Annotated in this window: 22 protein-coding genes; 5 read left to right on the top strand and 17 right to left on the bottom strand. The window is 45.0% G+C overall.

Features of this window, described 5'->3' with window-relative positions:
• Positions 1-91: 91 nt before the first annotated feature.
• From groL to ACRD7A_RS07825, 6 genes are all read right to left on the bottom strand, one after another.
• Positions 92-1,735, bottom strand: coding sequence for a chaperonin GroEL (gene groL, locus ACRD7A_RS07850; protein ID WP_430810808.1), 1,644 nt, complete (start codon positions 1,733-1,735; stop codon positions 92-94).
• 31 nt (positions 1,736-1,766) lie between these two features.
• Complete coding sequence (locus ACRD7A_RS07845; RefSeq protein WP_430810809.1) at positions 1,767-2,045, bottom strand: co-chaperone GroES; 279 nt, start codon at positions 2,043-2,045, stop codon at positions 1,767-1,769.
• A gap of 281 nt (positions 2,046-2,326) precedes the next feature.
• Complete coding sequence (gene secG / locus ACRD7A_RS07840; protein WP_430810810.1) at positions 2,327-2,686, bottom strand: preprotein translocase subunit SecG; 360 nt, start codon at positions 2,684-2,686, stop codon at positions 2,327-2,329.
• 15 nt (positions 2,687-2,701) lie between these two features.
• The gene (locus ACRD7A_RS07835; protein ID WP_430810811.1) at positions 2,702-3,619 is read right to left on the bottom strand and encodes a tetratricopeptide repeat protein; all 918 of its coding nucleotides are present in this window, start codon (positions 3,617-3,619) and stop codon (positions 2,702-2,704) included.
• 21 nt (positions 3,620-3,640) lie between these two features.
• Entirely contained in the window at positions 3,641-4,147 is a 507-nt protein-coding gene (gene lptE, locus ACRD7A_RS07830; RefSeq protein WP_430810812.1) for an LPS assembly lipoprotein LptE, read from the bottom strand.
• Complete coding sequence (locus tag ACRD7A_RS07825) at positions 4,144-5,391, bottom strand: sigma-54 interaction domain-containing protein (RefSeq protein WP_430810813.1); 1,248 nt, start codon at positions 5,389-5,391, stop codon at positions 4,144-4,146. The genes lptE and ACRD7A_RS07825 overlap by 4 nt, the downstream gene beginning before the upstream one ends.
• 214 nt (positions 5,392-5,605) lie before the next feature.
• Between ACRD7A_RS07825 and kdsB the strand changes: the two genes are divergently transcribed.
• Entirely contained in the window at positions 5,606-6,358 is a 753-nt protein-coding gene (gene kdsB, locus ACRD7A_RS07820) for a 3-deoxy-manno-octulosonate cytidylyltransferase (protein WP_430810814.1), read from the top strand.
• 250 nt (positions 6,359-6,608) lie between these two features.
• Here the strand turns inward: kdsB and infB are convergent, their stop codons facing one another.
• The 3 genes from infB to rimP form a co-directional block, all read right to left on the bottom strand.
• Positions 6,609-9,515 (bottom strand): translation initiation factor IF-2, encoded by a 2,907-nt coding sequence (infB, locus tag ACRD7A_RS07815; RefSeq protein WP_430810815.1) that lies wholly within the window; start codon positions 9,513-9,515, stop codon positions 6,609-6,611.
• 67 nt (positions 9,516-9,582) lie between these two features.
• Positions 9,583-10,818 carry a transcription termination factor NusA gene (nusA, locus tag ACRD7A_RS07810; protein ID WP_430810816.1) on the bottom strand — a complete coding sequence of 412 codons (1,236 nt, stop codon included), beginning with the start codon at positions 10,816-10,818 and terminating at the stop codon, positions 9,583-9,585.
• Between the two features lie 15 nt (positions 10,819-10,833).
• Positions 10,834-11,298 carry a ribosome assembly cofactor RimP gene (gene rimP, locus ACRD7A_RS07805; protein WP_430810817.1) on the bottom strand — a complete coding sequence of 155 codons (465 nt, stop codon included), beginning with the start codon at positions 11,296-11,298 and terminating at the stop codon, positions 10,834-10,836.
• A 165-nt stretch (positions 11,299-11,463) separates the two neighbouring features.
• Here rimP and ACRD7A_RS07800 point away from each other — a divergent pair, with 165 nt between their 5' ends.
• The 4 genes from ACRD7A_RS07800 to lpxA all read left to right on the top strand — a co-directional run bounded on the left by ACRD7A_RS07800 (position 11,464) and on the right by lpxA (position 16,167).
• Complete coding sequence (locus ACRD7A_RS07800; protein WP_430810818.1) at positions 11,464-12,720, top strand: HD domain-containing protein; 1,257 nt, start codon at positions 11,464-11,466, stop codon at positions 12,718-12,720.
• A gap of 128 nt (positions 12,721-12,848) precedes the next feature.
• Positions 12,849-13,874: a UDP-3-O-(3-hydroxymyristoyl)glucosamine N-acyltransferase gene (lpxD, locus tag ACRD7A_RS07795; protein WP_430810819.1), complete on the top strand. Its 1,026-nt coding sequence runs from the start codon at positions 12,849-12,851 to the stop codon at positions 13,872-13,874.
• Between the two features lie 40 nt (positions 13,875-13,914).
• A complete protein-coding gene (locus ACRD7A_RS07790) occupies positions 13,915-15,312 on the top strand; it encodes a bifunctional UDP-3-O-[3-hydroxymyristoyl] N-acetylglucosamine deacetylase/3-hydroxyacyl-ACP dehydratase (protein ID WP_430810820.1) in 1,398 nt (465 codons plus the stop codon).
• Between the two features lie 66 nt (positions 15,313-15,378).
• Positions 15,379-16,167 carry an acyl-ACP--UDP-N-acetylglucosamine O-acyltransferase gene (gene lpxA / locus ACRD7A_RS07785; RefSeq protein ID WP_430810821.1) on the top strand — a complete coding sequence of 263 codons (789 nt, stop codon included), beginning with the start codon at positions 15,379-15,381 and terminating at the stop codon, positions 16,165-16,167.
• A 51-nt stretch (positions 16,168-16,218) separates the two neighbouring features.
• Here the strand turns inward: lpxA and queG are convergent, their stop codons facing one another.
• The 8 genes from queG to sufB all read right to left on the bottom strand — a co-directional run bounded on the left by queG (position 16,219) and on the right by sufB (position 23,622).
• Positions 16,219-17,148, bottom strand: coding sequence for a tRNA epoxyqueuosine(34) reductase QueG (gene queG, locus ACRD7A_RS07780; protein WP_430810822.1), 930 nt, complete (start codon positions 17,146-17,148; stop codon positions 16,219-16,221).
• On the bottom strand, positions 17,148-17,600 hold the full coding sequence (locus ACRD7A_RS07775; protein ID WP_430810823.1) for a hypothetical protein: 453 nt from the start codon (positions 17,598-17,600) through the stop codon (positions 17,148-17,150). The genes queG and ACRD7A_RS07775 overlap by 1 nt, the downstream gene beginning before the upstream one ends.
• 51 nt (positions 17,601-17,651) lie before the next feature.
• The gene (locus tag ACRD7A_RS07770; protein ID WP_430810824.1) at positions 17,652-17,969 is read right to left on the bottom strand and encodes an SUF system Fe-S cluster assembly protein; all 318 of its coding nucleotides are present in this window, start codon (positions 17,967-17,969) and stop codon (positions 17,652-17,654) included.
• A gap of 105 nt (positions 17,970-18,074) precedes the next feature.
• On the bottom strand, positions 18,075-18,497 hold the full coding sequence (locus tag ACRD7A_RS07765; RefSeq protein ID WP_430810825.1) for a SufE family protein: 423 nt from the start codon (positions 18,495-18,497) through the stop codon (positions 18,075-18,077).
• A gap of 50 nt (positions 18,498-18,547) precedes the next feature.
• A complete protein-coding gene (locus ACRD7A_RS07760; RefSeq protein WP_430810826.1) occupies positions 18,548-19,768 on the bottom strand; it encodes an aminotransferase class V-fold PLP-dependent enzyme in 1,221 nt (406 codons plus the stop codon).
• 120 nt (positions 19,769-19,888) lie between these two features.
• On the bottom strand, positions 19,889-21,274 hold the full coding sequence (gene sufD / locus ACRD7A_RS07755; protein WP_430810827.1) for a Fe-S cluster assembly protein SufD: 1,386 nt from the start codon (positions 21,272-21,274) through the stop codon (positions 19,889-19,891).
• 98 nt (positions 21,275-21,372) lie between these two features.
• On the bottom strand, positions 21,373-22,125 hold the full coding sequence (gene sufC, locus ACRD7A_RS07750) for a Fe-S cluster assembly ATPase SufC (protein ID WP_430810828.1): 753 nt from the start codon (positions 22,123-22,125) through the stop codon (positions 21,373-21,375).
• 48 nt (positions 22,126-22,173) lie between these two features.
• Entirely contained in the window at positions 22,174-23,622 is a 1,449-nt protein-coding gene (gene sufB / locus ACRD7A_RS07745; protein ID WP_430810829.1) for a Fe-S cluster assembly protein SufB, read from the bottom strand.
• Positions 23,623-23,780: the final 158 nt, after the last annotated feature.

Here is a 23,780-nt window from a genome sequence, read left to right as displayed (position 1 = left end):
TTAATTAACGTAATCCTTCAAGCAAGATTTCGGAAACAAAAAAGAGGGAAGCCTTTGAGCCTCCCTCTCTTGATATTTATTAGATTGATGCTTACATCATTCCGGGCATGCCGCCACCCATACCAGGGGCGCCACCCATAGGCATAGCAGGAGCTTCTTCTTTCTCCTCAACCAATACACACTCGGTAGTTAGGAACATACCGGCAATGGAAGCTGCATTTTCAAGGGCGATACGCGTTACCTTTGCAGGATCGATCACACCGCTCTCCAGCAGATTCTCGTAACGGTCGAAGCGGGCATTGTATCCGAAGTCATCTTTTCCTTCAGCTACTTTCTGAACAACTACTGCACCTTCTTTACCTGCGTTGAATACAATCTGACGCAATGGCTCTTCGATGGCACGCTTGATGATTTCGATACCAGTCTGCTCATCTTCTGTCTCACCTTTAATGTCGGCAAGGGCAGCGATAGAGCGGATGTAAGTAACACCACCTCCGGGAACGATACCTTCTTCAACCGCAGCGCGTGTTGCACTCAGGGCATCATCCACACGGTCTTTCTTCTCTTTCATCTCTACTTCTGAAGCAGCACCTACATACAATACGGCTACACCACCGGCAATCTTGGCCAAACGCTCTTGCAGTTTCTCACGGTCGTAGTCGGATGTAGTGTTGGCAATTTGTGCTTTAATCTGGTTGGCGCGCGCCTCAATGGCTTCTTTGGCACCGGCACCGTTCACCACAGTTGTATTTTCTTTGTCGATGGTTACTTTTTCAGCCTGACCCAGCATTTCAATGGTTGCACCTTCCAGTTTCAAACCAGTTTCTTCTGAGATAACAGTACCGCCCGTAAGAACCGCCAGATCCTGTAACATTTCCTTGCGACGATCGCCAAAACCAGGGGCTTTAACGGCTGCTACTTTTAAAGAACCACGTAAGCGGTTAACAACTAATGTAGCCAATGCTTCACCATCAACATCCTCGGCAATAATCATCAGCGGACGACCACTCTGGGCTGTCTGTTCAAGGATAGGCAGAAGATCCTTCATGGTAGAAATCTTCTTGTCGTGAATCAGGATGAATGGGTTCTCCAGGTCAGCCTCCATCTTATCGGTGTTGGTAACAAAGTAAGGAGAGATGTAACCGCGGTCGAACTGCATACCTTCAACCACTTCAACAGTAGTTTCCGTACCTTTAGCTTCCTCAACAGTGATAACGCCTTCTTTGCTCACTCTTTCCATGGCCTCGGCAATCAGCTTACCAATCTCATTGTCGTTGTTTGCCGAAATGGTAGCTACCTGCTCAATTTTTTCGCTGTGTTCACCTACTTCCTGAGCCTGCGCTTTAATGTTTTTAACGATAGCAGCAACAGCCTTGTCAATACCCTTTTTTAATTCCATAGGGTTCGCACCGGCAGTTACGTTCTTCAAACCAACATTGATGATTGACTGCGCCAATACCGTAGCAGTTGTTGTTCCGTCACCGGCATCATCACCTGTTTTAGAGGCTACTTCTTTTACCATTTGAGCACCCATATTGGCATACGGATCAGACAGCTCTACCTCTTTGGCTACCGATACACCGTCTTTAGTGATTGAGGGTGCACCAAATTTGCGGTCGATTACCACGTTACGACCTTTAGGGCCTAATGTTACTTTTACAGCATCAGCTAATGCGTCAACACCTTCTTTTAGTAAGTCGCGCGCCTCTATATTGAATTTTATTTCTTTTGCCATTTTTCTTCGTTTTAATATTCAGGATTAATAATTAAAGGATGTAAAGAACGTCTGATTGTTGAATCAATAAATAGTCTTCGCCCTCAATGGATAATTCAGTACCTCCATATTTGCCATAAAGAACCACGTCACCCACTTTTACTTCCATGGCTTCGTCTTTCTTAGCATCGCCTACCAATACAACCTGGCCCTGTAGTGGTTTTTCTTTGGCTGAATCAGGAATGATAATTCCGCTAGCTGTTTTTGTTTCAGCTTCCTGAGGCTTAACCAGTATCTTGCCGGCTAAGATTCTTCCTTTTAATTCTGACATATCAATTAATTTTTAATGTTGTTTAAATTTACGATGGCTTGATACTCACAAAGCATGCCAAAGCAATTTATGACATATTTTTATAAGTTTCACTGACTTTTTTGCAGATTCCTGACATGGGGGTTGCTGCCACAGGGTCAAAATAGCAGGGTGGGTGCTGCATGGAAGAGTAGCAAAGTATGCAAGTGCCTGGAAGTACTGATACCAAAGCTTGGGATTATTGCAAAAAAAAAGAGGAAACCGTTTATGATTTCCTCTTTTTATATTTTTAAAGCATATGCCTAGTTGGCATCTTCGCTTGGTGTCTCTTCTGTGTTAGCTGCTTCATCACCTTGTGCAGGAGCCGGGAAGGCTTGCATCTCTTGCTGTGCAGGCAGAGTGTTTAGTTTCTCATCAATTTCAGCGCCGCCCATTTGTCCTTTTGGTAGTACCATTACGGCAACAAAGGAAAGTACCAATAAGGCACCGGCTAATGTCCAGGTTGCTTTCTCAAGGAAATCGGTTGTTTTACGTACACCCATCACCTGGTTTTGTGATGAGAAGTTAGAGGCCAAACCGCCTCCCTTAGAGTTTTGAACCAATACGATAAGGATCAAAAAGATACTTACTAAGATTACTAATATTGAAATAAAAGTGTACATATCTTGCTCGGTTATTTAATTTGTTAATTTTTCTAAATCGCTAATTCGACGTGCAAAGTAAACATTTTTTTCGGGATATTTCAAACGTAGCTTTTCATATATTGTAATTGCTTTGTCATAGTGCTTTTGCTTGATGTAAATGTCGGCCAATGTTTCAGACATTAAATCGTCGCCCGAATTACTTTCTGGTTCGTTATCTGCTGATAATGTATTTTCTACATCTGAATGAGCCTTGGGAGTGGGTACGATTCGTGGCGATTCAATCTGTAGAAAGTTATCAATAATTTGTTGTGATTTTTTCATAACCGGTTTGCTCTCGGTTTCTGCCGGAGCATGGCGCAGCATGGTGAGCCAACCCGAGAAGGAGTGACTTTCATCCTCTTTTTCCTCTGGATTTATGCTTTCTTTTAGTTCATAGCCCACAAAATCTGAAGATTCATAGCCCAGAAAATCGGCGCTTGGCATTACCATGGCCGGCTTCTCCTCAAGTGGTTTTTTCTTGGGGAGCACAGAGAAGTCAATGGTACTACCATTTTCCGTCTCAAAGGTATCATCGGTTTGAAAATATTCACTTACGGAGCTGACCTTAGCTGTCATGCCAGCTCTTGGCTTGTCAGTTTTAACAGGAGCCGCTGCCAATTGCGTTTTCTTCGCTGGTTCTGCCGGTTTTATGATTTCGCTCTGGGGCACTTTCTGCACAGCTGTTGTATGAATAAGTTCATACAGACGCTTGCGGTCGGCAATATAAGCAGCTGACTGTTTTAATGTTCCATTAAAACGAACATGTTCCAGGGTATGAAGGTTTTTTATGAGTAGCATGCGTGCCGACTGAAACCAGGGGAATTCATCAACAATCTCATGCAAAGCAGGCAACGACGATTCATCGAGCAAGGCAGGTTGCGCCACTAAATCAAAAAAGTCAGTTTTTTTCATACACAGAATACCAGTCTTGTGCTACCAGTCGGCAAAAGCTTTGTTAAAAATATTTTCTGTTATCTCTTCAATCATCTCCGTCGTCAGGTCATTTTCTACAGCATTAATATTCTGATCTGATGGGAAATCGCGGAAGGCTGAAAAAGTGCTCTCCCAATTTACTTTGGGGTCTTTGTAATTTTTGTAGCGTACCTTAATGGTCATCGATAAGCGTGTTTCCGCCGAAACGGCATCTGCCTGTATGGCCATGGGACGTACACTGTAACCCGTTATCTCACCCGAGAAATCAACATTACCGGTTCCATTCACCAGCTTTAAGCGCGACTCGTTTGAGATACGGTCTTTAAGACCTTCGGTGAAATTTTGACTGAGCACCGGGTTAATCAGGGGTGCCCGGTTGTCGAAGTACTGCACCGAGAAGGTGGAGATGTTTTCCGGGATGGAAGCACCGCTCATGGTCATGCTAACAGAGCAGGCGCTGATGATAAGGACAGCCAGAGCCGCCACTATTATGTTTGTTATCTTCATCGTTCTATTTGATATTCTTTAATTTTTCGATACAAGGTACGTTCAGAAATACCCAGTTCAACAGCGGCTTGTTTACGGCGGCCATTGTACTTGTCCAGGGCTTTTTTTATGAGTTCTATTTCTTTATCAGCCAGCGATAAGGATTCCTCCACAAATTCTTCCGTGTCCTGAATGGGGCCTTGCGCCTCGTTTTGGGCAGGAGAGGAGTAACTCATGGCCGGTACTTTGCTGTTGGCCGAAACAAAATCGCCATCTTCGCCTTGGTAAAGCTTTTGAATAATATTGGCATGTTCACCCGGTTCGCTAACATGGCCATTCTCCATCATATCGAGCACCAGCTTTTTAAGGTCGTGCATATCTTTTTTCATATCAAACAAGACCTTGTAGAGTATCTCGCGCTCGTTGCTAAAGTCTGTTTCGGCCTTATTATGGTTATCAATAATGGCCGGCAGGTTATCACCCGCATGGTAGGGCAGGTACTTGGCAATGTCCTCACCATCTATCTCACGCTGTTGTTCAATAACAGATATTTGCTCAGTTATATTTTTCAGCTGTCGTATGTTGCCGGGCCAGCGGTAGCGCATCAGCATCTCTTTGGCATCAGCCGACAGGCGTATGGCCGGCATGCGGTAGCGGGTGGCAAAATCATTGGCAAATTTGCGAAACAGCAGGTAGATATCATCGGCACGGTCGCGCAGGGGCGGTATGCTGATGGGCACGCTATTTAGGCGGTAGTATAAATCTTCGCGGAACTTTCCTTCTTTAATAGCTTTCTCCATGTTTACATTGGTGGCAGCCACCACGCGCACATCGGTTTTCAGTACTTTTGAAGAACCCACCTTAATAAATTCACCGGCTTCGAGTACACGCAGCAAACGCACCTGTGTGTTCAAAGGCAGCTCCCCAATCTCATCTAAAAAGATGGTGCCGCCATTGGCTTCCTCAAAATAGCCTTTGCGGTCGGACAAGGCGCCGGTAAAGGCCCCTTTCTCATGACCGAATAGCTCTGAGTCGATAGTGCCTTCGGGTATGGCACCGCAGTTAACGGCGATGTAGGAGCCGTGTTTGCGGGCGCTTGATTGATGAATAATCTGTGGAAATACCTCTTTCCCGGTACCACTTTCTCCGGTAATAAGTACCGATAAGTCGGTGGGTGCTACCTGAACGGCCACATCAATGGCCCGGTTCAATCCAAATGAATTGCCAATAATCCCGAATCGTTGTTTGATTTGTTGTAAATCCATTTTTATACAGTTATCTCAATATCAGCTTTATTAAAACAAAAAGCTGCAATTATTGCAGTGTTAACTGACAAAGTTACAATTCTGCTTCGTTTTCGTTTCATGCAGGGCCAACAATTTTTGTTAAAAGTAGGCGGCGTGCTTACATCTTTCTGCCTTTTAAAAGCGAAAAGTAGGCTTAACTATATACATTTGTGTAAAAATTAAGGATGCAATTATGAAGACCTTACTTGGAATTATACCCGCCCGTTATGCCTCTACGCGTTTTCCGGGCAAGCCCCTGGCTGATATTGGTGGCAAAACAATGATTCAACGCGTATATGAGCAAGCTTGCAAGCAGCTGGATTATGTATATGTGGCTACCGATGATAAGCGCATTGAAGCTGCTGTTCTTGCCTTTGGTGGTCGTGTGGTAATGACTTCGACAGATCATCAGAGTGGTACCGACCGCTGTGCCGAAGCTCTACAGCGGGTAACGGAACTGGAGCAGCGTGATTTTTATGCAGTCATTAATATACAAGGTGATGAACCCTTTATTAGTCCCCGTCAAATAGGCTTGGTAGCTCATTGTTTTCAGCAAGAAGATACGCAGCTGGCTACCCTGGTAAAACCTGTGACTTCGTCAGCTGATTTGTTTAATGCCAACAAACCCAAGGTGGTGTTGAGTAAAGATAGAAGGGCGCTGTACTTCAGTCGTTCGCCCATTCCTTACCTGCGTGGGGAAGAAGAAAGCCACTGGGCAGAGAAGCATCCCTATTATAACCATGTTGGTCTGTATGGCTATCGTTCTGATATATTGATGCAAATCACTCAACTACCCATGGGGCAGCTGGAGGCTGCTGAGTCGCTGGAGCAGCTGCGTTGGCTCGAAAATGGATATTCCATCCGTGTAGAAGAGACAAGAGAAGAGTCACACGGTATTGATACTCCGGAGGATTTGGAGAATTTACTAAAGGCAGGATTGATTTAATCAAGCGTAAAATCAACTATAGTCATTGATTATTAAAAGGTTGTACATAAGGATGCGATCTTTATTTGCGAGACGACAATAAAGATCGTATCCTTTTTTTCACTACTCTCTGACTCATCTTCTACCACTTTTATTTTCGCTCGTAAGGCTGTTAGTGGTGCAAGCAAAAAGGGAGTGGCGTACCTTGTCGGTAGCAACAAAAAAAGCCCATCCGTCAGGATGGGCTTTTTCTATATCGTGTAAAACTGTTTTACAGTTTACGGCTTACTTCAACTTCTTCGTAGGCTTCTACAACATCACCCACTTTAATATCGTTGTATTTGTCAATGTTCAGACCACACTCGTAGCCGGCAGCAACCTCTTTCACATCGTCTTTGAAACGTTTCAGAGATCCCAGCTCTCCTGAATAAATCACAATACCTTCGCGTATCAGGCGTATTTTATTGGAGCGTTTGATCTTACCTTCTTTCACCATACAACCGGCAATGGTACCCACCTTAGTAATCTTAAAGGTCTCACGAATTTCGATGGTGGCTGTAATCTCCTCTTTGATCTCAGGCGACAACATACCTTCCATGGCTGATTTCAGCTCTTCGATGGCATCGTAAATGATGGAGTAGAGGCGAACATCGATCTCTTCCTTCTCTGCAATACGACGGGCAGCCATCGATGGACGCACCTGGAAACCAATAACGATGGCATTGGATGCCGTAGCCAGCATGATATCAGATTCAGAGATCTGACCTACTGCCTTATGAATCACATTCACCTGAATTTCTTCCGTTGACAGCTTGATCAATGAATCGGATAGTGCTTCGATAGAACCATCCACATCACCTTTAACAATCACGTTCAGCTCCTGGAAGTTACCAATGGCAATACGACGGCCAATCTCATCCAGCGTAATGTGCTTTTTAGTCCGCATGCCTTGCTCGCGCTGCAATTGCTCACGCTTGGTGGCAATGTCTTTGGCCTCGCGCTCATCTTCCATAATGTTAAAGCGTTCGCCGGCCTGTGGTGCTCCGTTCAGTCCCAGTACCAATGCTGGTTCTGATGGTCCTACCTCGTCAACCTTTTGGTTACGTTCGTTAAACATGGCCTTCACGTGACCGTAATGCGAACCTGACAAAATCATATCGCCCACACGCATTGTACCCGTCTGCACAAGTAGGGTAGTAACGTATCCGCGTCCCTTGTCAAGCGATGATTCAATTACAGAACCAACGGCACGCTTGTTAGGATTGGCCTTCAGCTCCAGTAGATCTGCTTCCAGCAGTACTTTCTCAAGCAGCTCATCGATGTTAACACCATTTTTAGCAGAAATTTCCTGACACTGATATTTACCACCCCATTCTTCTACCAGGTAGTTCATATTCGCCAGTTCTTCCCTTATCTTATCGGGATTAGCACCCGGTTTATCAATCTTGTTAATGGCAAACACAATCGGTACACCTGCTGCTGCTGCGTGGTTGATGGCCTCAGTGGTCTGCGGCATCACATTGTCATCGGCTGCCACAATGATGATGGCGATGTCGGTAACCTGCGCACCTCGGGCACGCATGGCGGTAAAGGCCTCGTGACCTGGTGTATCCAGGAAGGTGATCTTACGACCATCTTCGCGTGTTACGTTGTAGGCTCCAATGTGCTGCGTAATACCACCGGCCTCACCGGCGATTACGTTTGCTTTACGGATGTGGTCAAGCAATGACGTTTTACCGTGGTCTACGTGTCCCATTACCGTTACAATTGGCGGACGTGCTACCAGATCCTCTTCATTATCTTCCTCCTCTACGATGGACTCGACCACCTCGGCACTCACAAATTCAATGGTGTAACCAAACTCTTCGGCTACCAGCGCCAGTGTTTCAGCATCCAATCGCTGGTTAATCGATACGAACATGCCCAGACTCATACAGGTAGCAATAATTTGGTTTACCTGCACATCCATCATGTTGGCCAATTCGTTCGCTGTTACGAACTCAGTAACTTTCAGGATTGACTTTTCCTTGTCTGCTTGTTCCATCTCAGCTTGCTGACGCTGTGATTGCAGTTCGCGCTTCTCGCGGCGGTGCTTGGCACCTTTGTTTTTACCTTTCGAGGTTAAGCGGGCCAAGGTATCCTTAATTTGCTTTTGCACATCTTCCTCGTTCACCTCGGCTTTGATCGGACGCTTCTTCACGCGTGCAGGACGCTGACGTTGCGGACGGTCTTTACGTTCGCCACCGGCTCCCTGTTGTCCGCCTTGCTGCTTCTGGTTGATGTCAACCTTCTCTTTATCTTTTTTGATGCGCTTACGCTTACGCTTTTTGTTGGCGTTTTTATTGGCATCTTTACTATCTGATTTGGAGGGTGTTTTGGGTAGTTCAATTTTACCCACCACTGTAGGGCCGGATAGCTTCTTCACCTGAGTAGGTCTGAAGGAATCATCCTTCTCCGTTTTGGCCTCTTCTTTAGCAGGCGCTTCCGGCTTTGCCTCCTCGGTCTTTTTGGGGCTTACTTTCTTTACTTTCACTTCGTCTTTTTTCGACGTAACCTGCGCTTTGTCGTCTTTCTGCGTCGGTTTTTTATCGAGTTCGATTTTACCCACTACCTTCATCTCGTCAACGGGATCTACCTTGGTGGGAATATGTTCCGGCTTAGGAGCCGGCTTTTTCTTTTCTTTCTTTTCTTCGGCTTTGGCAGGTTTTGCCTTTGCTTCGTCTGCTACTTTCGGCGCCGGTTTATCGGCTTTTTCTGCTTTCTCGGTTTTTACCGTTTTTTCGGCTTTCTTTTCAGCAGGAGCAGCTTCTTTCTTCTTAGGCTTAAAGGCATCAAGATCTACCTTACCCACAACTTTGGGTCCTGAGTCCTTAGTGGCAGCCGGTGCATCAGCCGGTTTTTCTTTTTCTTTAACCGGCTCAATATCATCTCTGATATCGGAAAGAGAGATGGACTCTTTCTTTGATTTTTCTTTTAGTTTAGCCAGTTTTTCCGATTCTTTCTTAACATGGGAATCGCCACGATATTCTTGTGCCAGAATCGAATACATATCATCAGATATTTTTGTATTCGGGTTTGTTTCAACTTTGAAACCTTTTTTCTGCAGGAATTCCACAATGGTGTGAAGTCCAACATTGAACTCTCGTGCTACTTTACTAAGTCTTTTTCCAACTGCCATATAACAGGACTCTTCTTATCGTTTTTTTTTGTTCGGATTCAATTCATTGAGGGGCAAATATAGCGATTTATTCAAACTCAGCGCTTAGTATTCCTCTCACTTCCTGAATTGTTTCCTCTTCTAAATCAGTTCTCTTCACCAGGTCTGAAACCGACAGATCCAGCACGGATTTGGCGGTGTCACATCCGATTGCTTTGAGTTCGCCCAATACCCAGGCATCAATTTCGTCGGCAAATTCATCCAGGCTCACGTCTTCATCGTCCTCTTCCGATTCGCGATAAACGTCCAGCTCATAGCCAGTGAGCTGACCCGCCAGGCGAATATTTAAGCCGCCTCTACCAATGGCCAACGACACTTCTTCGGGACGCAGGTACACTTCTGCGCGCTTGTCGTCTTCCACAATTTTAATATTGGTAATCTTTGCCGGGTTCAGTGCTCTTTGAATAAAGAGCTGAGTATTGGTGGTGTAATTAATTACATCAATATTTTCGTTACGCAGCTCGCGTACAATGCCGTGGATACGCGATCCCTTCATGCCCACACAGGCACCTACCGGATCGATGCGGTCATCGTACGATTCTACGGCTACTTTGGCGCGTTCGCCAGGAACACGTACAATCTTTTTGATGGTGATTAAGCCATCGAAAATCTCCGGTACCTCCAGCTCAAACAAGCGCTCAAGGAATACAGGTGATGTACGCGAAAGAATGATGAGGGGATTGTTGTTGCGTATCTCAACCTTCACAACAACAGCTCTTACGCTATCGCCTTTACGAAAGAAATCCGAAGGGATCTGCTCCGATTTGGGTAAGATTAACTCATTATCTTCGTCATCGATAATTAAAATCTCACGTTTCCAGATCTGATAAACCTCACCGGTTACAATTTCGCCAACACGATCTTTATAGGCGTGATATATATTATCTTTCTCTAGTTCCAGGATGCGGGCCGACAAGTTTTGACGCAGGCTTAGGATAGCACGACGACCAAAATCAAGAAATTTCACTTCGTCAGTTACTTCTTCGCCCAGCTCGTAGTCGGCATCAATTTTTTTGGCCTCTGATAGTGTTATCTGCAGGTTTTCATCCTCCAGTTCATCGTCGGCAACAACTTCGCGGTTGCGCCATATTTCAAAGTCTCCTTTGTCGTCGTTAATGATAACGTCAAAATTCTCATCTGTTCCAAATCGCTTGATCAGTACGCTTCGAAATGCATCTTCCAGCACACTTATCATCGTTGCACGATCAATGTTTTTGAGTTCTTTAAACTCCGAAAACGTATCTATCAGATTAATATTTTCCATGCCCTAAGGAATATTTTAGAAAGATATAATGTCTTTTACCTGTTTTACTTCGTCAAATTTACAATTTACCGTGCGCACCTGCAATTCTTTGCGTTTCTTGCCTTCAACTTTCACCTTCTCTTCAATTTCATAGCTGAAGCCCTCGTCACTTACGTCAATGAGTTTGCCTGTGTGCTTGATGCCATCGGCTCGCAACACTTCAATCTCCTTACCAATATTCTTAAGGTACTGGCGCTTTATTTTAAAGGGTTGGCCGATGCCGGCTGAGGCCACTTCAAGTTCAAAATCCTCCTCATCCCGATTAAGGCCTGCTTCAATGTGTTTACTCAGCTCGATGCAATAGTTGATGGGTACGCCATTGTCGTGATCAACTATTACCTGTATGACATTGCCGGGCCGCACGTTCAGTTCAACGAGGAACATACCGTCAGCCGCCAGTTTATCATCAATTATGCTTTGTATTTGCGTTTCCTTAATCATGTTTTTTGTCTAATAAAATAGGGGACTAACTGGTCCCCTAAGTCATTCCACCCGGTAAATCAAGCGCAAAGATAATGATATCAGTGCACTTATCCAAATGCAGTAAAGTATTGTTTAAGTGGTCGATTCATTTTTTTGTATATTGCCAGCTAAGCTATTTGAGCGATGGTGAACAAGAAAAAAATAATAAATGATCCGGTACATGGTTTTATTAAGGTGCCACACGCCTTGTTGTACGATTTAATGGAGCACCCCTATTTTCAGCGCTTACGGCGCATTAAGCAACTGGGGCTTACGCACCTTGTATATCCCGGAGCCATGCACACCCGCCTTCAGCATGCCATGGGAGCCATGCATCTGATGAGTTCGGCTGTTGAGATTTTGCGATCCAAGGGGCAGGTGATTACAGCCGATGAATCCCTGGCGGTGCACGCTGCTATATTGTTGCACGATGTAGGGCATGGCCCTTTTAGTCATGTGCTGGAGCATTCACTTGTAGAGGTTTCGCACGAGGCGATATCCCAGTTGATTATGCAGCAATTAAATCGCGAGTTTAAAGGTCTGCTGGATTCCGCTATTGCAATCTTTAACGACTCTTACCCTAAAAGATTTCTGCATCAGCTTGTGTCAAGTCAGTTGGATATGGATCGGCTCGACTACCTGAAGCGCGATAGTTTTTACTCCGGAGTGTCGGAGGGGGTTATTGGTTCCGATCGGATTATTAAGATGCTGAATGTAGTGGATGATAAGCTGGTGGTCGAGTCGAAGGGTATTTATTCTATCGAGAAGTTTTTAGTGGCACGCCGCCTGATGTATTGGCAGGTATATTTGCATAAAACAGCATTGGCGGCAGAACAAATGTTGGTGCATTTGCTCAAGCGGGCCAAGTACCTGATCGCACAAGGACATGAATTATTTGCTCCTCCACAGTTGCTCTTTTTTATGCAGCGTAAGCCTAATATTGACGACTTTTATGCCGATCCCAATGTCCTCCTTAATTTCACTTTGCTGGATGATGATGATATAATGTGCTCGATAAAAGCATGGACCCTGCATCCCGATGTGGTTTTGTCATCGTTGGCCAAAGGGTTTGTTAATCGCAGACTATGGCGCATACATTTGCAGAACGAGGCTTTTGATATGGCTCGGGTTAAGGAACTGAAAGCTGTTGCCTGTGAGGCTTATGGATTAAAGGCGCAGGATGCCGACTATCTGGTGTTTACTGATGCGATTACCAATAACGCCTACAGTGTGCAGGATGACAAAATTGAAATTTTGTATAAAAATAAGGAATTAAAAGATATCGCCAAGGCTTCCGATATGCTTAACCTTTCGGTGTTGAGTAAAACCGTTAGAAAACATTACCTGTGTTATCCCAAGCAAATTGAAGCCGTACTGCAATCGCGGGTCGGACTTTTCTAAAGTAAATTTATTTACTAGATTTGCACCAAATTTTTTGACGTTTAGCTCGTTAGATATGAATCTCATCGGGGCCTTTGGCTTCGATGAATATTTGTGGTAAGGGGTTGACTAATAAAGCAATGTAATAGATGAAATTTACAGCCGGTCAGATTGCCGAATTACTCAAGGGTAAAGTAGAAGGAAATGAAGATGCTATTGTAAGGAATGTATCGAAAATAGAAGAGGGTAAGCCAGAGACGCTTACCTTTTTAGCCAATCCTAAATACCATCAGTACCTATATACAACGAAAGCCGATGTGGTTATCGTAAATGACTCTTTTGAAGCCGAAGGTGAAGTGAAAGCCACCCTTATACGTGTGCCCAATGCCTATGAGGCCTTGGCGCAGTTGTTGGAAATGTACGAGCAGAGTCAGCCGCAGAAAACCGGTATCGAACAACCATCTTTTGTACATGAGTCAGCTCGTTTGGGCGATTTTGTTTATGTGGGCGCCTTTGCCTACATAGGCGAGAATGTACAATTGGGTGACAATGTAAAGATATATCCGCATGCCTATATTGGCGATAATGTAAAGATCGCCGAGGGTACTACGGTGTATGCCGGAGTTAAAATTTATAAGAATTGTGTGATTGGTAAGGCCTGTACCGTGCATGCCGGCGCAGTTATTGGTAGCGATGGTTTTGGCTTTGCCCCCAACGCAAACAACGAATACAAAAAAGTGGCACAGATTGGTAATGTGGTGCTGCACGATCATGTTGAGATTGGCGCCAATACCACCATTGACCGTGCTACCATGGGATCTACTGTTGTGCACAAAGGTGTGAAGCTGGATAATCTGATTCAGATAGCGCATAATGTGGAGGTAGGAGAAAATACGGTGGTAGCTGCTCAGTCGGGGGTTGCCGGATCGACCAAGATAGGACGCGACTGTATGTTTGGCGGACAGGTAGGTATTGCCGGTCATCTTACTGTGGCCAATGGCACAAAGGCCGGTGCTCAAACCGGTATTAATAAGTCGATTAAGAAGGAGAATTCTGTGCAGTTTGGCTCGCCAACCATGGATATGGGCGATTTCAATCGTTCGTTTGTGGTGTTTAGGCGCCTGCCACAGCTAAAGGCACAGTTAGAGGAATTGAAAAAGAAAATAGAGGAGTAATCGCTCATAATACATTTTCGTAAGATCGAAGTGATAAGCTATGACTGAAAGACAAAGAACTATAAAAGAGCCCGTGACGCTTAATGGAACCGGGCTTCATACTGGTGTTAAAGTGAATTTCACCTTGTTGCCGGCGCCTGTTAACCACGGCTATAAGTTTAAACGGATTGACTTGGAGGGGCAACCTGTTATTGAGGCGCTGGCCGATAATGTGGCTTTTACGCAAAGAGGTACCGTGTTGCAAAAAGGTGATGCTAAGGTAAGTACCATTGAGCACTGCCTGGCTGCACTTACTGCCCTTAAAATTGATAACTGTCTGATTGAAGTGGATGGACCTGAGGCTCCCATACTGGATGGCAGTGCTAAGTTTTTTGTGGAAGCCATTAAGAAAGCAGGCATCGAAGAGCAGGATGCTGAGCGTTGCTTCTTTGAGGTGAAGGAGAAGATGGTGTTTGAAGATGAAGAGCGTGGAATTAAGATTGTAGCTTTGCCCGACGATGAGTTTAGTCTGGATGTGAAGATTTCTTTCGATCAATCGCTGCTTTTGTCTAACCAGTACGCCACCCTGGATAAGCTTGATGACTTTGAAAAGGAAGTGGCGGCTTGTCGCACCTTTGTATTCTTGCACGAGTTGGAGCCGTTGTTAAAAAATAATTTGATTAAGGGCGGCGATCTAGATAATGCCATTATTATCATTGATAAAGAAATAAGCCAGGAAGAGCTGGATAAGTTGGCTGATTTGTTTAAACAGCCACGCGTAGAGGTACAGCCTACAGGCATCCTTAATAATGTTGACCTGGTGTATACCAACGAGCCTGCGCGGCATAAATTGTTGGATGTGATTGGTGACCTAGCCTTGTGCGGTATGCCTATTAAGGGGCGTATCATTGCTACCCGGCCCGGGCACATGGCCAATGTAGAGTTTGCCAAGTTGCTTCGTAAAGAGATTAAGAAGAGGGCGCTAAAGCCGAATGTGCCCAGTTATGATCCTACCAAGGCACCAGTGTATGATATCAATGATATAAAGAAAATGTTGCCGCACCGTCCTCCGTTCTTGCTAATTGATAAGATTATCGATCTGAAGGAGAAATCGATTGTGGGAGTGAAGAATGTTACCATGAATGAGCCATTCTTCGTGGGGCATTTCCCCGACGAACCGGTAATGCCTGCTGTGTTGCAGATTGAAGCCATGGCCCAGGCTGGTGGTATTTTTATTCTCAGCCAGCTCGATGAACCATCGGCCTACAGTACTTACTTCCTCAAAATTGATAATGTGAAGTTACGCAGGAAGGTGGTGCCAGGCGATACCATTATTTTTAAGTTGGAGTTGATATCGGAATTCCGACGGGGTATGGCCAATATGAAAGGGACAGCTTTCGTGGGCGATCAGGTAGTGTCGGAAGGTGAGTATATGGCACAAGTAGTAAAGAATAAGTAATTTTCCACCCAAAATATCGCGGGTCTGCAAAGGGCAGACCGGCTTTTTGAACTAAAACAACAGAAAATGAAACAAGCATTGGCATATATCCACCCGGAGGCAAAGATTGCTCCCAATGTTGTTATTGAACCTTTTGTTACCATCGACAAAAACGTTGTCATTGAAGAGGGAACCACTATAGCATCCAATGTTACCATCCTTGAAGGGTCAAGAATTGGCAAGAACTGTAAAATTTTCCCCGGCGCTGTTATTGGCGCTGTACCGCAGGATTTAAAGTTTGCGGGCGAGGAAACAACAGCTGAGATTGGCGACAACACTACCATACGCGAGTGTGTTACCGTTAACCGGGGCACCAAAGCAAAGGGCAAAACAGTGGTGGGTAGTAACTGTCTGCTGATGGCCTATACTCATATTGCCCACGATGCCATTGTTGGGGATAATGTGATTTTGGCAAATGCTGTGCAGGTGGCCGGCGAAGTGGTTATCGACGATTACGCGATTATTGGCGGTACTTCGGCTATTCATCAGTTTGTACATATTGGTGCGCATGTTATGGTGTCTGGTGGAACGCTTATCGGTAAAGATGTACCTCCGTATGTGAAGGCGGGACGTGAGCGTATCTCTTATGCCGGTGTTAACTCCATTGGTTTGCGTCGTCGTCAGTATACCAACGATCAGATTCGTGATATCCAGAATATTTACCGTTATCTGTTTCAGATGGGTTTGAATAATTCAGAGGCCATTGAACGTATTGAAGCCGAGTTGCCTGCTTCAAAAGAGCGTGACGAAATTATTCTGTTTGTGCGCAATTCGCAGCGTGGTATCATTAAAGGATATTATCCAGACAAAGCATAGTCTTGAAATAACAGAACAGGGAGACCGGCCGGACGCCGGTTTTTTTGTGCCTTATTCTAAAAACTTAAGGTTGCGTTTGAGGCCTGTGTATTTTGTTCTTTTTACCGCCGACTTACGGAATAGTTCACGGAAGCGATCCTCGCTCATCGTGTGCCAATCTTCTTTGCTTAACTGTAATAAATCGGGGTGAGGCTGAAGGGCTTCTTCCTTTGTGGGGCGAGCTTTCCAGTTCCAGGGGCAGGCTTCCTGACAGATGTCGCAACCAAAGGCCCAGTTTTCAAACTGCCCTTTAAAAGCTGGTGGGATATCCTCACGATGTTCAATGGTGAGGTAGGAGATGCATTTGTTGGCATCGAGCCGATAGGGCGCTGTAAGGGCACCGGTGGGGCAGGTATCAATACAACGTTGGCAGCCGCCACAGGCTTCATTTATGGCGTTACCACTTTTAACTTTTAGGTTAGTAATGAGTTCACCAATCAGTACATAGCTGCCAAGCTTTTTGTGAATGAGATGGGTGTTTTTACCGATCCAGCCCAGTCCTGCTTTGACGGCCCAGGCACGATCCAGCACGGGAGCTGAATCCGTAAAGCAGCGGCCTTCGAGCTCAGGTTCAATGTTGGCTTTGATATAATCGAATAAGATCTGAAGCTTATCCTTTATAACAAAATGATAGTCTTTGCCATAGGCATAGCGTGCCAGCTTAGGCGCTGTCTCATCCTGCTGAAGTTCTTGTGGTGTGTAGTTGAGCAGGACCGATATTATACTGTGAGCTCCTTCCACCAGGGCTGCCGGATTAATTCTTTTTTCAAAGTGATTGGCCATATATTGCATGCCGGCATGCTGCTCTTCATCGAGCCAGCGACGCAAATGGCGGGCATCATCTTCGAGCGTCTCAATCGGGGCAAAGCCAATATCTGCAAATCCCAGTTCCAGGGCTTTGCTTCTTATGGATTCCTCCTGTAAAAGGCTGATGAGAGACATTAGCTTACGGTTATTCCTTGCTTTTTGGCCGTTAGGGCAAGGCGTGTTTTTAGTTCATGTGCCGTGTCCTCATCCAGCATCTGATAGTCAAAGGAAAATGGTTCGCCGTTCTTCCTTTTTATTCGAATTGCTGTAATGTTAACTTGCAGCTCTTCAATTGTCGTCCAATCAATGACAATTGCCTTGGTAAAGATTGATTTTTTTACGGTAATCATTTGCTGGTTAACTATTATGTAGGCCTTGCCCATAAGGTTAAGAGGATTAAGACCGATGCCCATCAGTGCGTAATAAAGGCCGGCAGCACAAAATAGCGTGAGGTGCAGCGCTGAAAATCGCTCCTGCTGTGTAAAGAAAGCAAGATAAAGGGCGGCACCCGTCATGATGACGCCGGCAATGAGCCGCAGGTAGTTGATCGGCTGTTTCTTGATGAGGTTAATGTATAATCCTTCCATGTAATTGCTTATAAAAAAAGCCCTCATAAGAGAGCCTTGAGGTCTTTTATTTTAGAGTAGTCCCAGCTCAAGCAGGGCTTCTTCCGACAGCATGTCTTTGGTCCAGGGCGGATCAAAGGTCAGGTTCAGCTCTACACTGGTAATCCCATCGATGGCGGCCACTTTTTCATGTACCTCTTCGGGTAGTGATTCGGCAACCGGACAATTCGGTGATGTCAGTGTCATCACAATACGGGCTTTTCCTTCCTCATTCACATCAATCTCGTATATCAAGCCTAAATCGTACACATTGACCGGTATCTCAGGGTCAAAAACCGTTTTGATCGCTTCTATAATCTTGCCTTCCAGCTGTAAAAATTCATTTCCCATCTTTCTGTTTTTAAGGCTCACAGCTGTGGCTAATTATCCACTCACTGTGTATAAATGCTTTTTTAAAAATAGGGTCTGCATCTCATTTGCTCAGACCATGTTGAACTAACCTAACTTTGCTTTAAAAGCAACAGCGTATAAGCGCATTTGTTTCATCATGGCCAATAGTCCATTGGACCGTGTAGGCGACAGGTGGTCTTTTAGGCCGATGGCCTCTACAAAGTTAAGGTCGGCGTTCAGTATTTCATCCGGTGTGCGGCCCGACAGAACACGAATCAGCAGGGCGATGATGCCTTTGGTGATAATGGCATCGCTGTCGGCCGAATAGATGATTTTATCTCCGTCCAGCTCGGCGTGTACCCATACTTTCGACTGACAGCCCTCAATGAGGTTTTGTTCCAGTCGCCAGTCGTCTTTAAAACCTTCCAAATCGTTGCCTATCTCAATCAGGTAAGCATACTTATCCATCCATTCGTCGAAAGCCGAGAATTCCTCGATGATCTCTTCTTGTATTTCGTTTATTGTCATTGTAATGCTGTAATATTAATCAATGCCCAAAATTGATAATTTATGGCGAATCAACCAAACAACTGTGCAATGCGTTTGGTTCCATCCACCAGTTTGTCAATTTCTTCTTTGGTATTGTAAATGGCAAATGAGGCACGTATGGTGCCCGGTATGTTATAAAACTGCATCAGCGGTTGGGCGCAGTGGTGCCCGGTACGCACGGCAATACCCATTTTATCGAGCATGGTACCGATATCAAAGGGATGTATCTCGCCGATTAAAAACGAGATAACACTTGTTTTATGTTGCGCCGTACCGAAAAAGCGACAATTGGGAATGGTGGCCAGTCCCTCGGTGGCATAGTCCAGTAACTCCTGTTCGTAGGCAGCTATTTTGTCAAGGCCAATGTTATTCACGTAGTCAATGGCCGCTCCCAACCCAATAGAGCCGCTAAAGTCGGGTGTTCCGGCCTCAAATTTAAAGGGCAGTTCATTAAAGGTGGTTCCTTCAAAGGATACAGTATGTATCATCTCGCCACCGCCCTGATAGGGCTCCATCTTATCCAGCCACTTCTCTTTGCCATACAGTACCCCAATGCCGGTGGGGCCATACAATTTGTGTCCGCTGAATACGTAAAAATCACAGTCGAGCGCCTGCACATCAACTGGTGTGTGCTGTACGGCCTGCGCCCCATCCACCAGCACCGGTATGCCATGGTTGTGTGCTGTATCAATGATGTGCTTAATGGGGTTAATGGTACCCAGGGCATTGGAAATATGTGCCACTGTAACCAATTTCGTTTTTTCGGTGATCAGCTCATCCAGTTTGTTGAGTATTAGCTCACCTGCTTCGTTAATGGGGATGTATTTAACAACTATGCCTTTTCTTTTTTCGAGCAGTTGCCAGGGTACAATATTGGAGTGATGCTCCATTTGTGTTACCAGTATTTCATCACCTGCCTTTAAGAAAGTGTCGGAGAATGAGTTGGCGACCAGGTTAATGGCCTCTGTTGTGCCCCGCGTAAAAATGACTTCGTGGGTATGCTGTGCCTTGATGAAGTCCTGTACCTTACGACGGGCATCTTCATGTGCCTGGGTGCATACGTTACTTAGGTAATGGACACCCCGATGAATATTACTATTGTATTTTTGATATACGTCTGCCAGCGCATCAATTACCACCTGAGGTTTGTGAGTTGTGGCAGCGTTATCGAGGTAAACCAATGGTTTTCCGTAAATCATCTCACCCAATATGGGGAAATCACTGCGTATTTTGTCAATATTAATATTCATGTTTTGTTTATTTATTCTAAGCACAAAGACACGAAGAGCACAAGCGGCGTAAGCTACGCGTTGTGACCTTGGTGTCTTGGTGATGGATCTCGGGTTTTATGTGTTATTGTGGCTTGTTGGCTACAGGCAGCTTGCGCTCACACCTTGCTGACCACAAATCACACACGAGTCGCATTTGTCGTATTCGCCCCTAAAGCGTTTTTCAACCAGGCTGCGAATATTTTCTTTAAGGGCTTCTACCCGTATTTTTTCGATCACCTCGTAGGCAAAGGCATACATTAGCAATATGCGGCTTTCATTTTCATCAATGCCCCGCGATCGCAAGTAAAACATAGCCTCCTCATCAAGCTGACCTACAGTGGCACCATGGCTACATTTTACATCATCGGCATATATTTCCAGTTGCGGCTTGCTGTTGATCTTGGCATTATCGGTAAGCAACAGGTTGTTATTGCTTTGGTAGGCATTGGTTTTTTGTGCATCGGGCCTTACCATAACACGACCTGTAAAAGCTGCCGAAGAGGAGTCGTCCATCACACCCTTAAATAGCTCAAAGCTTTCGCAATGCGGTTGGGCATGGTCGATGAAAGAGTAGTTATCCACATGCTGGTTTTTGTCGTTAAGATACAAACCGTATACGTGGCTCTCGCAGTATTCGTCATCCAGTGTTACGCGTATGTTATTGCGCGTAATGCCGGAGTGTAAAGTAAGATTGTTGGTCAGTACGTTGGAGTGTTTTTTCTGATTGACGTACACACTCGCTACCTGAGTCGTCAGGTTATGTTGGTTTTGTATATTGTACAGATCGAGTACACTGTTTGTTGCAGCAAACACCTCCGATAGGCTGTTGATAACAAACTTTTGTGCCGACATGGTATGGTCGCACAGCATTATCTTTGCTTGTGCATTTTCTTCTATCACAATGAGGTTACGTTGGAAAACTAAGCGATCCTGTTCACCAATCATGATGTTTACCAATTGAATGGGCTTGTCAACAACTACGCCTTTGGGTACATAAATAAAAGCGCCATCCTGTGCAAAGGCAGTATTCATGGCAGCCATGGCATCACCATCATTGCTTTGCTCACCGTAGTATTTCTCAAATACCTCAGGATAGTCTGCTGCTTTTTCTCTAATGCTACCCACCACAACGCCTTCCGGTAGTTTATCGGTGGCATCCTGACTGCTGAACCATCCGTTGATTAAAAATACGTTATGGGTATCCAGGTTAGGAACGCCACAGGTAAACGAATGGTCGTTGTTCTGAATGGCTGATTCGGATGAAAAAGCAATATCGAAAGTGCCTTTGAAAAAGGGCTGTAGATTAGTGTATTTGTATTCCTCTACCTTGTTCGACGGAATACCCTTGACATTGAATAGCTCAAAGGCATCATCGCGCAGCGCATTCATTTTATTGGGTGCACCGGCTTTAAGGAAGGGTAAATTATCCTTATATATCTGGCTGTATTCATCTTGCAGATTAACAATTCGGCAAGTTTTATTCATAGTCACAAAATTTAGTATTGAGTATTAAGTACAAAGTATTGGGCTTATGGGCAAGAATAGTCAGCATGGCTCACTGCTCTGCACTCACTACTAAAATATTAATCCTCAAACTCTTTTTTAATCCAGTCATAGCCTTTCTCTTCCAGCTCGTGTGCCAGTTCCTTGCCAGCCGATTTTACGATGCGCCCCTTGTAGAGAACATGCACAAAATCGGGCACAATATGGTCGAGCAAGCGTTGATAGTGGGTGATTACGATGGTAGCACGATCGGGCGATTTAAGTTTATTCACTCCGTTGGCCACCACGCGCAAGGCATCAATGTCGAGTCCTGAATCTGTTTCGTCCAGAATAGCCAGTTTGGGTTCCAACATGGCCATTTGAAAGATTTCATTCTTCTTCTTTTCGCCGCCCGAGAAACCTTCGTTTACTGATCGGTTGGTTAGGTTGGAGTCTATCTCAACAAGTGATTTCTTCTCACGCATGAGCTTTAAAAATTCACTGGCTGAATAAGGAGTCTCGTTTCTATACTTACGATGTTCGTTTACCGCGGTTCGCATAAAGTTGACCATGCTTACCCCAGGTATCTCAACAGGATATTGAAAGCTCAGGAATACACCCTCGCGGGCACGATCTTCGGGGGCAAGATCCAATAAATCTTTATCATTAAAGGTAACGGATCCTTCGTTAACCTCGAATTTATCGTTACCGGCCAATACTGATGACAGGGTGCTTTTACCGGAGCCGTTGGGACCCATAATGGCATGCACTTCGCCCGGTTTCACTTCCAGGTTAATACCTCTTAATATCTCCTTATCATCTATTTTGGCGTGTAAATCTTTAATGACTAACATATAATGGTACTGTGTTTGTTTTTTGTAATTGATTAACTAATAAAGGGCTTAGCCCACACTGCCTTCAAGGCTTATTTCGAGTAACTTTTGCGCCTCAACGGCAAATTCCATGGGCAGCTGATTGATTACTTCTTTCACATAACCGTTAACGATGAGTCCAACGGCCTGCTCGGTATTTAAACCTCGCTGGTTACAATAGAAAATCTGGTCTTCTCCAATCTTAGAAGTAGTAGCTTCGTGCTCTACCATGGCAGTGCTATTGGCCGTTTCCAGGTAGGGAAAGGTGTGTGCCCCACATTTGTCGCCCAGTAATAAAGAGTCGCACTGACTGAAGTTACGGGCGTTCTCTGCCTTTTTTGAAACTTTGACCAGTCCGCGGTAGCTATTTTGGCTCTTACCAGCTGATATTCCTTTCGAAACAATGAGGCTTCGTGTGTTTTTACCCAGGTGAATCATTTTGGTTCCGGTATCGGCCTGTTGGTAATTATTGGTGACCGCTACGCTGTAAAATTCGCCTACCGAGTGGTCGCCCTGCAATATGCAGCTGGGGTATTTCCAGGTGATGGCTGAGCCGGTTTCCACCTGCGTCCACATAATCTTTGAGTAGTCGCCCTTGCAGATGCCTCGCTTGGTCACAAAATTGTAGATACCTCCCTTACCTTCTTTATTGCCGGGATACCAGTTTTGTACGGTGGAATACTTTACTTCAGCACGATCCATGGCAATCACTTCAACAATGGCGGCGTGCAGCTGGTTCTCGTCACGCATGGGAGCCGTACAGCCCTCCAGGTAACTCACGTAGCTATCATCGTCGGCCACTATTAGGGTGCGTTCAAACTGTCCGGTGTTAATGGCATTGATGCGGAAATAAGTGGACAGTTCCATGGGGCAACGTACCCCTTTAGGGATGTAAACAAAGGAGCCATCGCTAAATACAGCAGCATTAAGGGCGGCAAAGTAATTGTCCTGATGCGGTACGACCGATCCCAGATACTTCTTTATAAGGTCGGGGTATTCCTGCACCGCTTCGCTAATGGAGCAGAAGATAATACCTTTCTCGGCCAGAGTCTCTTTAAAAGTGGTTTTCACCGATACACTGTCTATCACTGCATCCACGGCTACGCCGGCCAATACCTTTTGCTCGTCCAGGGGAATGCCCAGTTTATCAAAAGTCGCCTTCAGTTCGGGATCCACATCGTCCATGCTCTCCAACTCAGGTTTTTTCTTGGGCACGGCAAAATAAATGATATCCTGAAAGTCGATGGGTGGTATTTTCAGGTGCGCCCAGTTGGGCTGCTCCATGGTTTGCCAGTGTCGAAATGCTTTGAGGCGAAATTCCAGCATAAATTCGGGCTCATTCTTCTTTGCCGAAATCATACGAACAATGTCCTCATTAAGGCCTTTAGGAAACTCTTCCATCTCTATATCGCTATAGAAACCATATTTGTATTCCCCTCCGGTTACTTCTTCTAATATTTTATCTTGATCTTCAGCCATACTATACTTTAACTCATGTTCGTCAATCTAACAATGAAGCCTATTTTAAGTTCATTGCAGAAAAATCTTCGTTTAAAAGCAATTGCTTTGCTTCGAGGAAGGGCAAAAATAAGTAATTATTAAGATTAAATAAAAATTTGAAATACCGAATTCCTTGC

It is taken from the genome of Carboxylicivirga longa, assembly GCF_050589825.1.
Classification (GTDB): Bacteria; Bacteroidota; Bacteroidia; order Bacteroidales; family Marinilabiliaceae; genus Carboxylicivirga; species Carboxylicivirga longa.
This window is presented reverse-complemented; position numbering and strand designations above follow the sequence as displayed.

Bases quoted from the DNA above. Each gene is read 5' to 3' on its own strand.
- groL (WP_430810808.1), bottom strand. From the start codon at position 1,735: ATGGCAAAAGAAATAAAATTCAATATAGAGGCGCGCGACTTACTAAAA.
- ACRD7A_RS07845 (WP_430810809.1), bottom strand. From the start codon at position 2,045: ATGTCAGAATTAAAAGGAAGAATCTTAGCCGGCAAGATACTGGTTAAG.
- secG (WP_430810810.1), bottom strand. From the start codon at position 2,686: ATGTACACTTTTATTTCAATATTAGTAATCTTAGTAAGTATCTTTTTG.
- ACRD7A_RS07835 (WP_430810811.1), bottom strand. From the start codon at position 3,619: ATGAAAAAAACTGACTTTTTTGATTTAGTGGCGCAACCTGCCTTGCTC.
- lptE (WP_430810812.1), bottom strand. From the start codon at position 4,147: ATGAAGATAACAAACATAATAGTGGCGGCTCTGGCTGTCCTTATCATC.
- ACRD7A_RS07825 (WP_430810813.1), bottom strand. From the start codon at position 5,391: ATGGATTTACAACAAATCAAACAACGATTCGGGATTATTGGCAATTCA.
- kdsB (WP_430810814.1), top strand. From the start codon at position 5,606: ATGAAGACCTTACTTGGAATTATACCCGCCCGTTATGCCTCTACGCGT.
- infB (WP_430810815.1), bottom strand. From the start codon at position 9,515: ATGGCAGTTGGAAAAAGACTTAGTAAAGTAGCACGAGAGTTCAATGTT.
- nusA (WP_430810816.1), bottom strand. From the start codon at position 10,818: ATGGAAAATATTAATCTGATAGATACGTTTTCGGAGTTTAAAGAACTC.
- rimP (WP_430810817.1), bottom strand. From the start codon at position 11,298: ATGATTAAGGAAACGCAAATACAAAGCATAATTGATGATAAACTGGCG.
- ACRD7A_RS07800 (WP_430810818.1), top strand. From the start codon at position 11,464: ATGGTGAACAAGAAAAAAATAATAAATGATCCGGTACATGGTTTTATT.
- lpxD (WP_430810819.1), top strand. From the start codon at position 12,849: ATGAAATTTACAGCCGGTCAGATTGCCGAATTACTCAAGGGTAAAGTA.
- ACRD7A_RS07790 (WP_430810820.1), top strand. From the start codon at position 13,915: ATGACTGAAAGACAAAGAACTATAAAAGAGCCCGTGACGCTTAATGGA.
- lpxA (WP_430810821.1), top strand. From the start codon at position 15,379: ATGAAACAAGCATTGGCATATATCCACCCGGAGGCAAAGATTGCTCCC.
- queG (WP_430810822.1), bottom strand. From the start codon at position 17,148: ATGTCTCTCATCAGCCTTTTACAGGAGGAATCCATAAGAAGCAAAGCC.
- ACRD7A_RS07775 (WP_430810823.1), bottom strand. From the start codon at position 17,600: ATGGAAGGATTATACATTAACCTCATCAAGAAACAGCCGATCAACTAC.
- ACRD7A_RS07770 (WP_430810824.1), bottom strand. From the start codon at position 17,969: ATGGGAAATGAATTTTTACAGCTGGAAGGCAAGATTATAGAAGCGATC.
- ACRD7A_RS07765 (WP_430810825.1), bottom strand. From the start codon at position 18,497: ATGACAATAAACGAAATACAAGAAGAGATCATCGAGGAATTCTCGGCT.
- ACRD7A_RS07760 (WP_430810826.1), bottom strand. From the start codon at position 19,768: ATGAATATTAATATTGACAAAATACGCAGTGATTTCCCCATATTGGGT.
- sufD (WP_430810827.1), bottom strand. From the start codon at position 21,274: ATGAATAAAACTTGCCGAATTGTTAATCTGCAAGATGAATACAGCCAG.
- sufC (WP_430810828.1), bottom strand. From the start codon at position 22,125: ATGTTAGTCATTAAAGATTTACACGCCAAAATAGATGATAAGGAGATA.
- sufB (WP_430810829.1), bottom strand. From the start codon at position 23,622: ATGGCTGAAGATCAAGATAAAATATTAGAAGAAGTAACCGGAGGGGAA.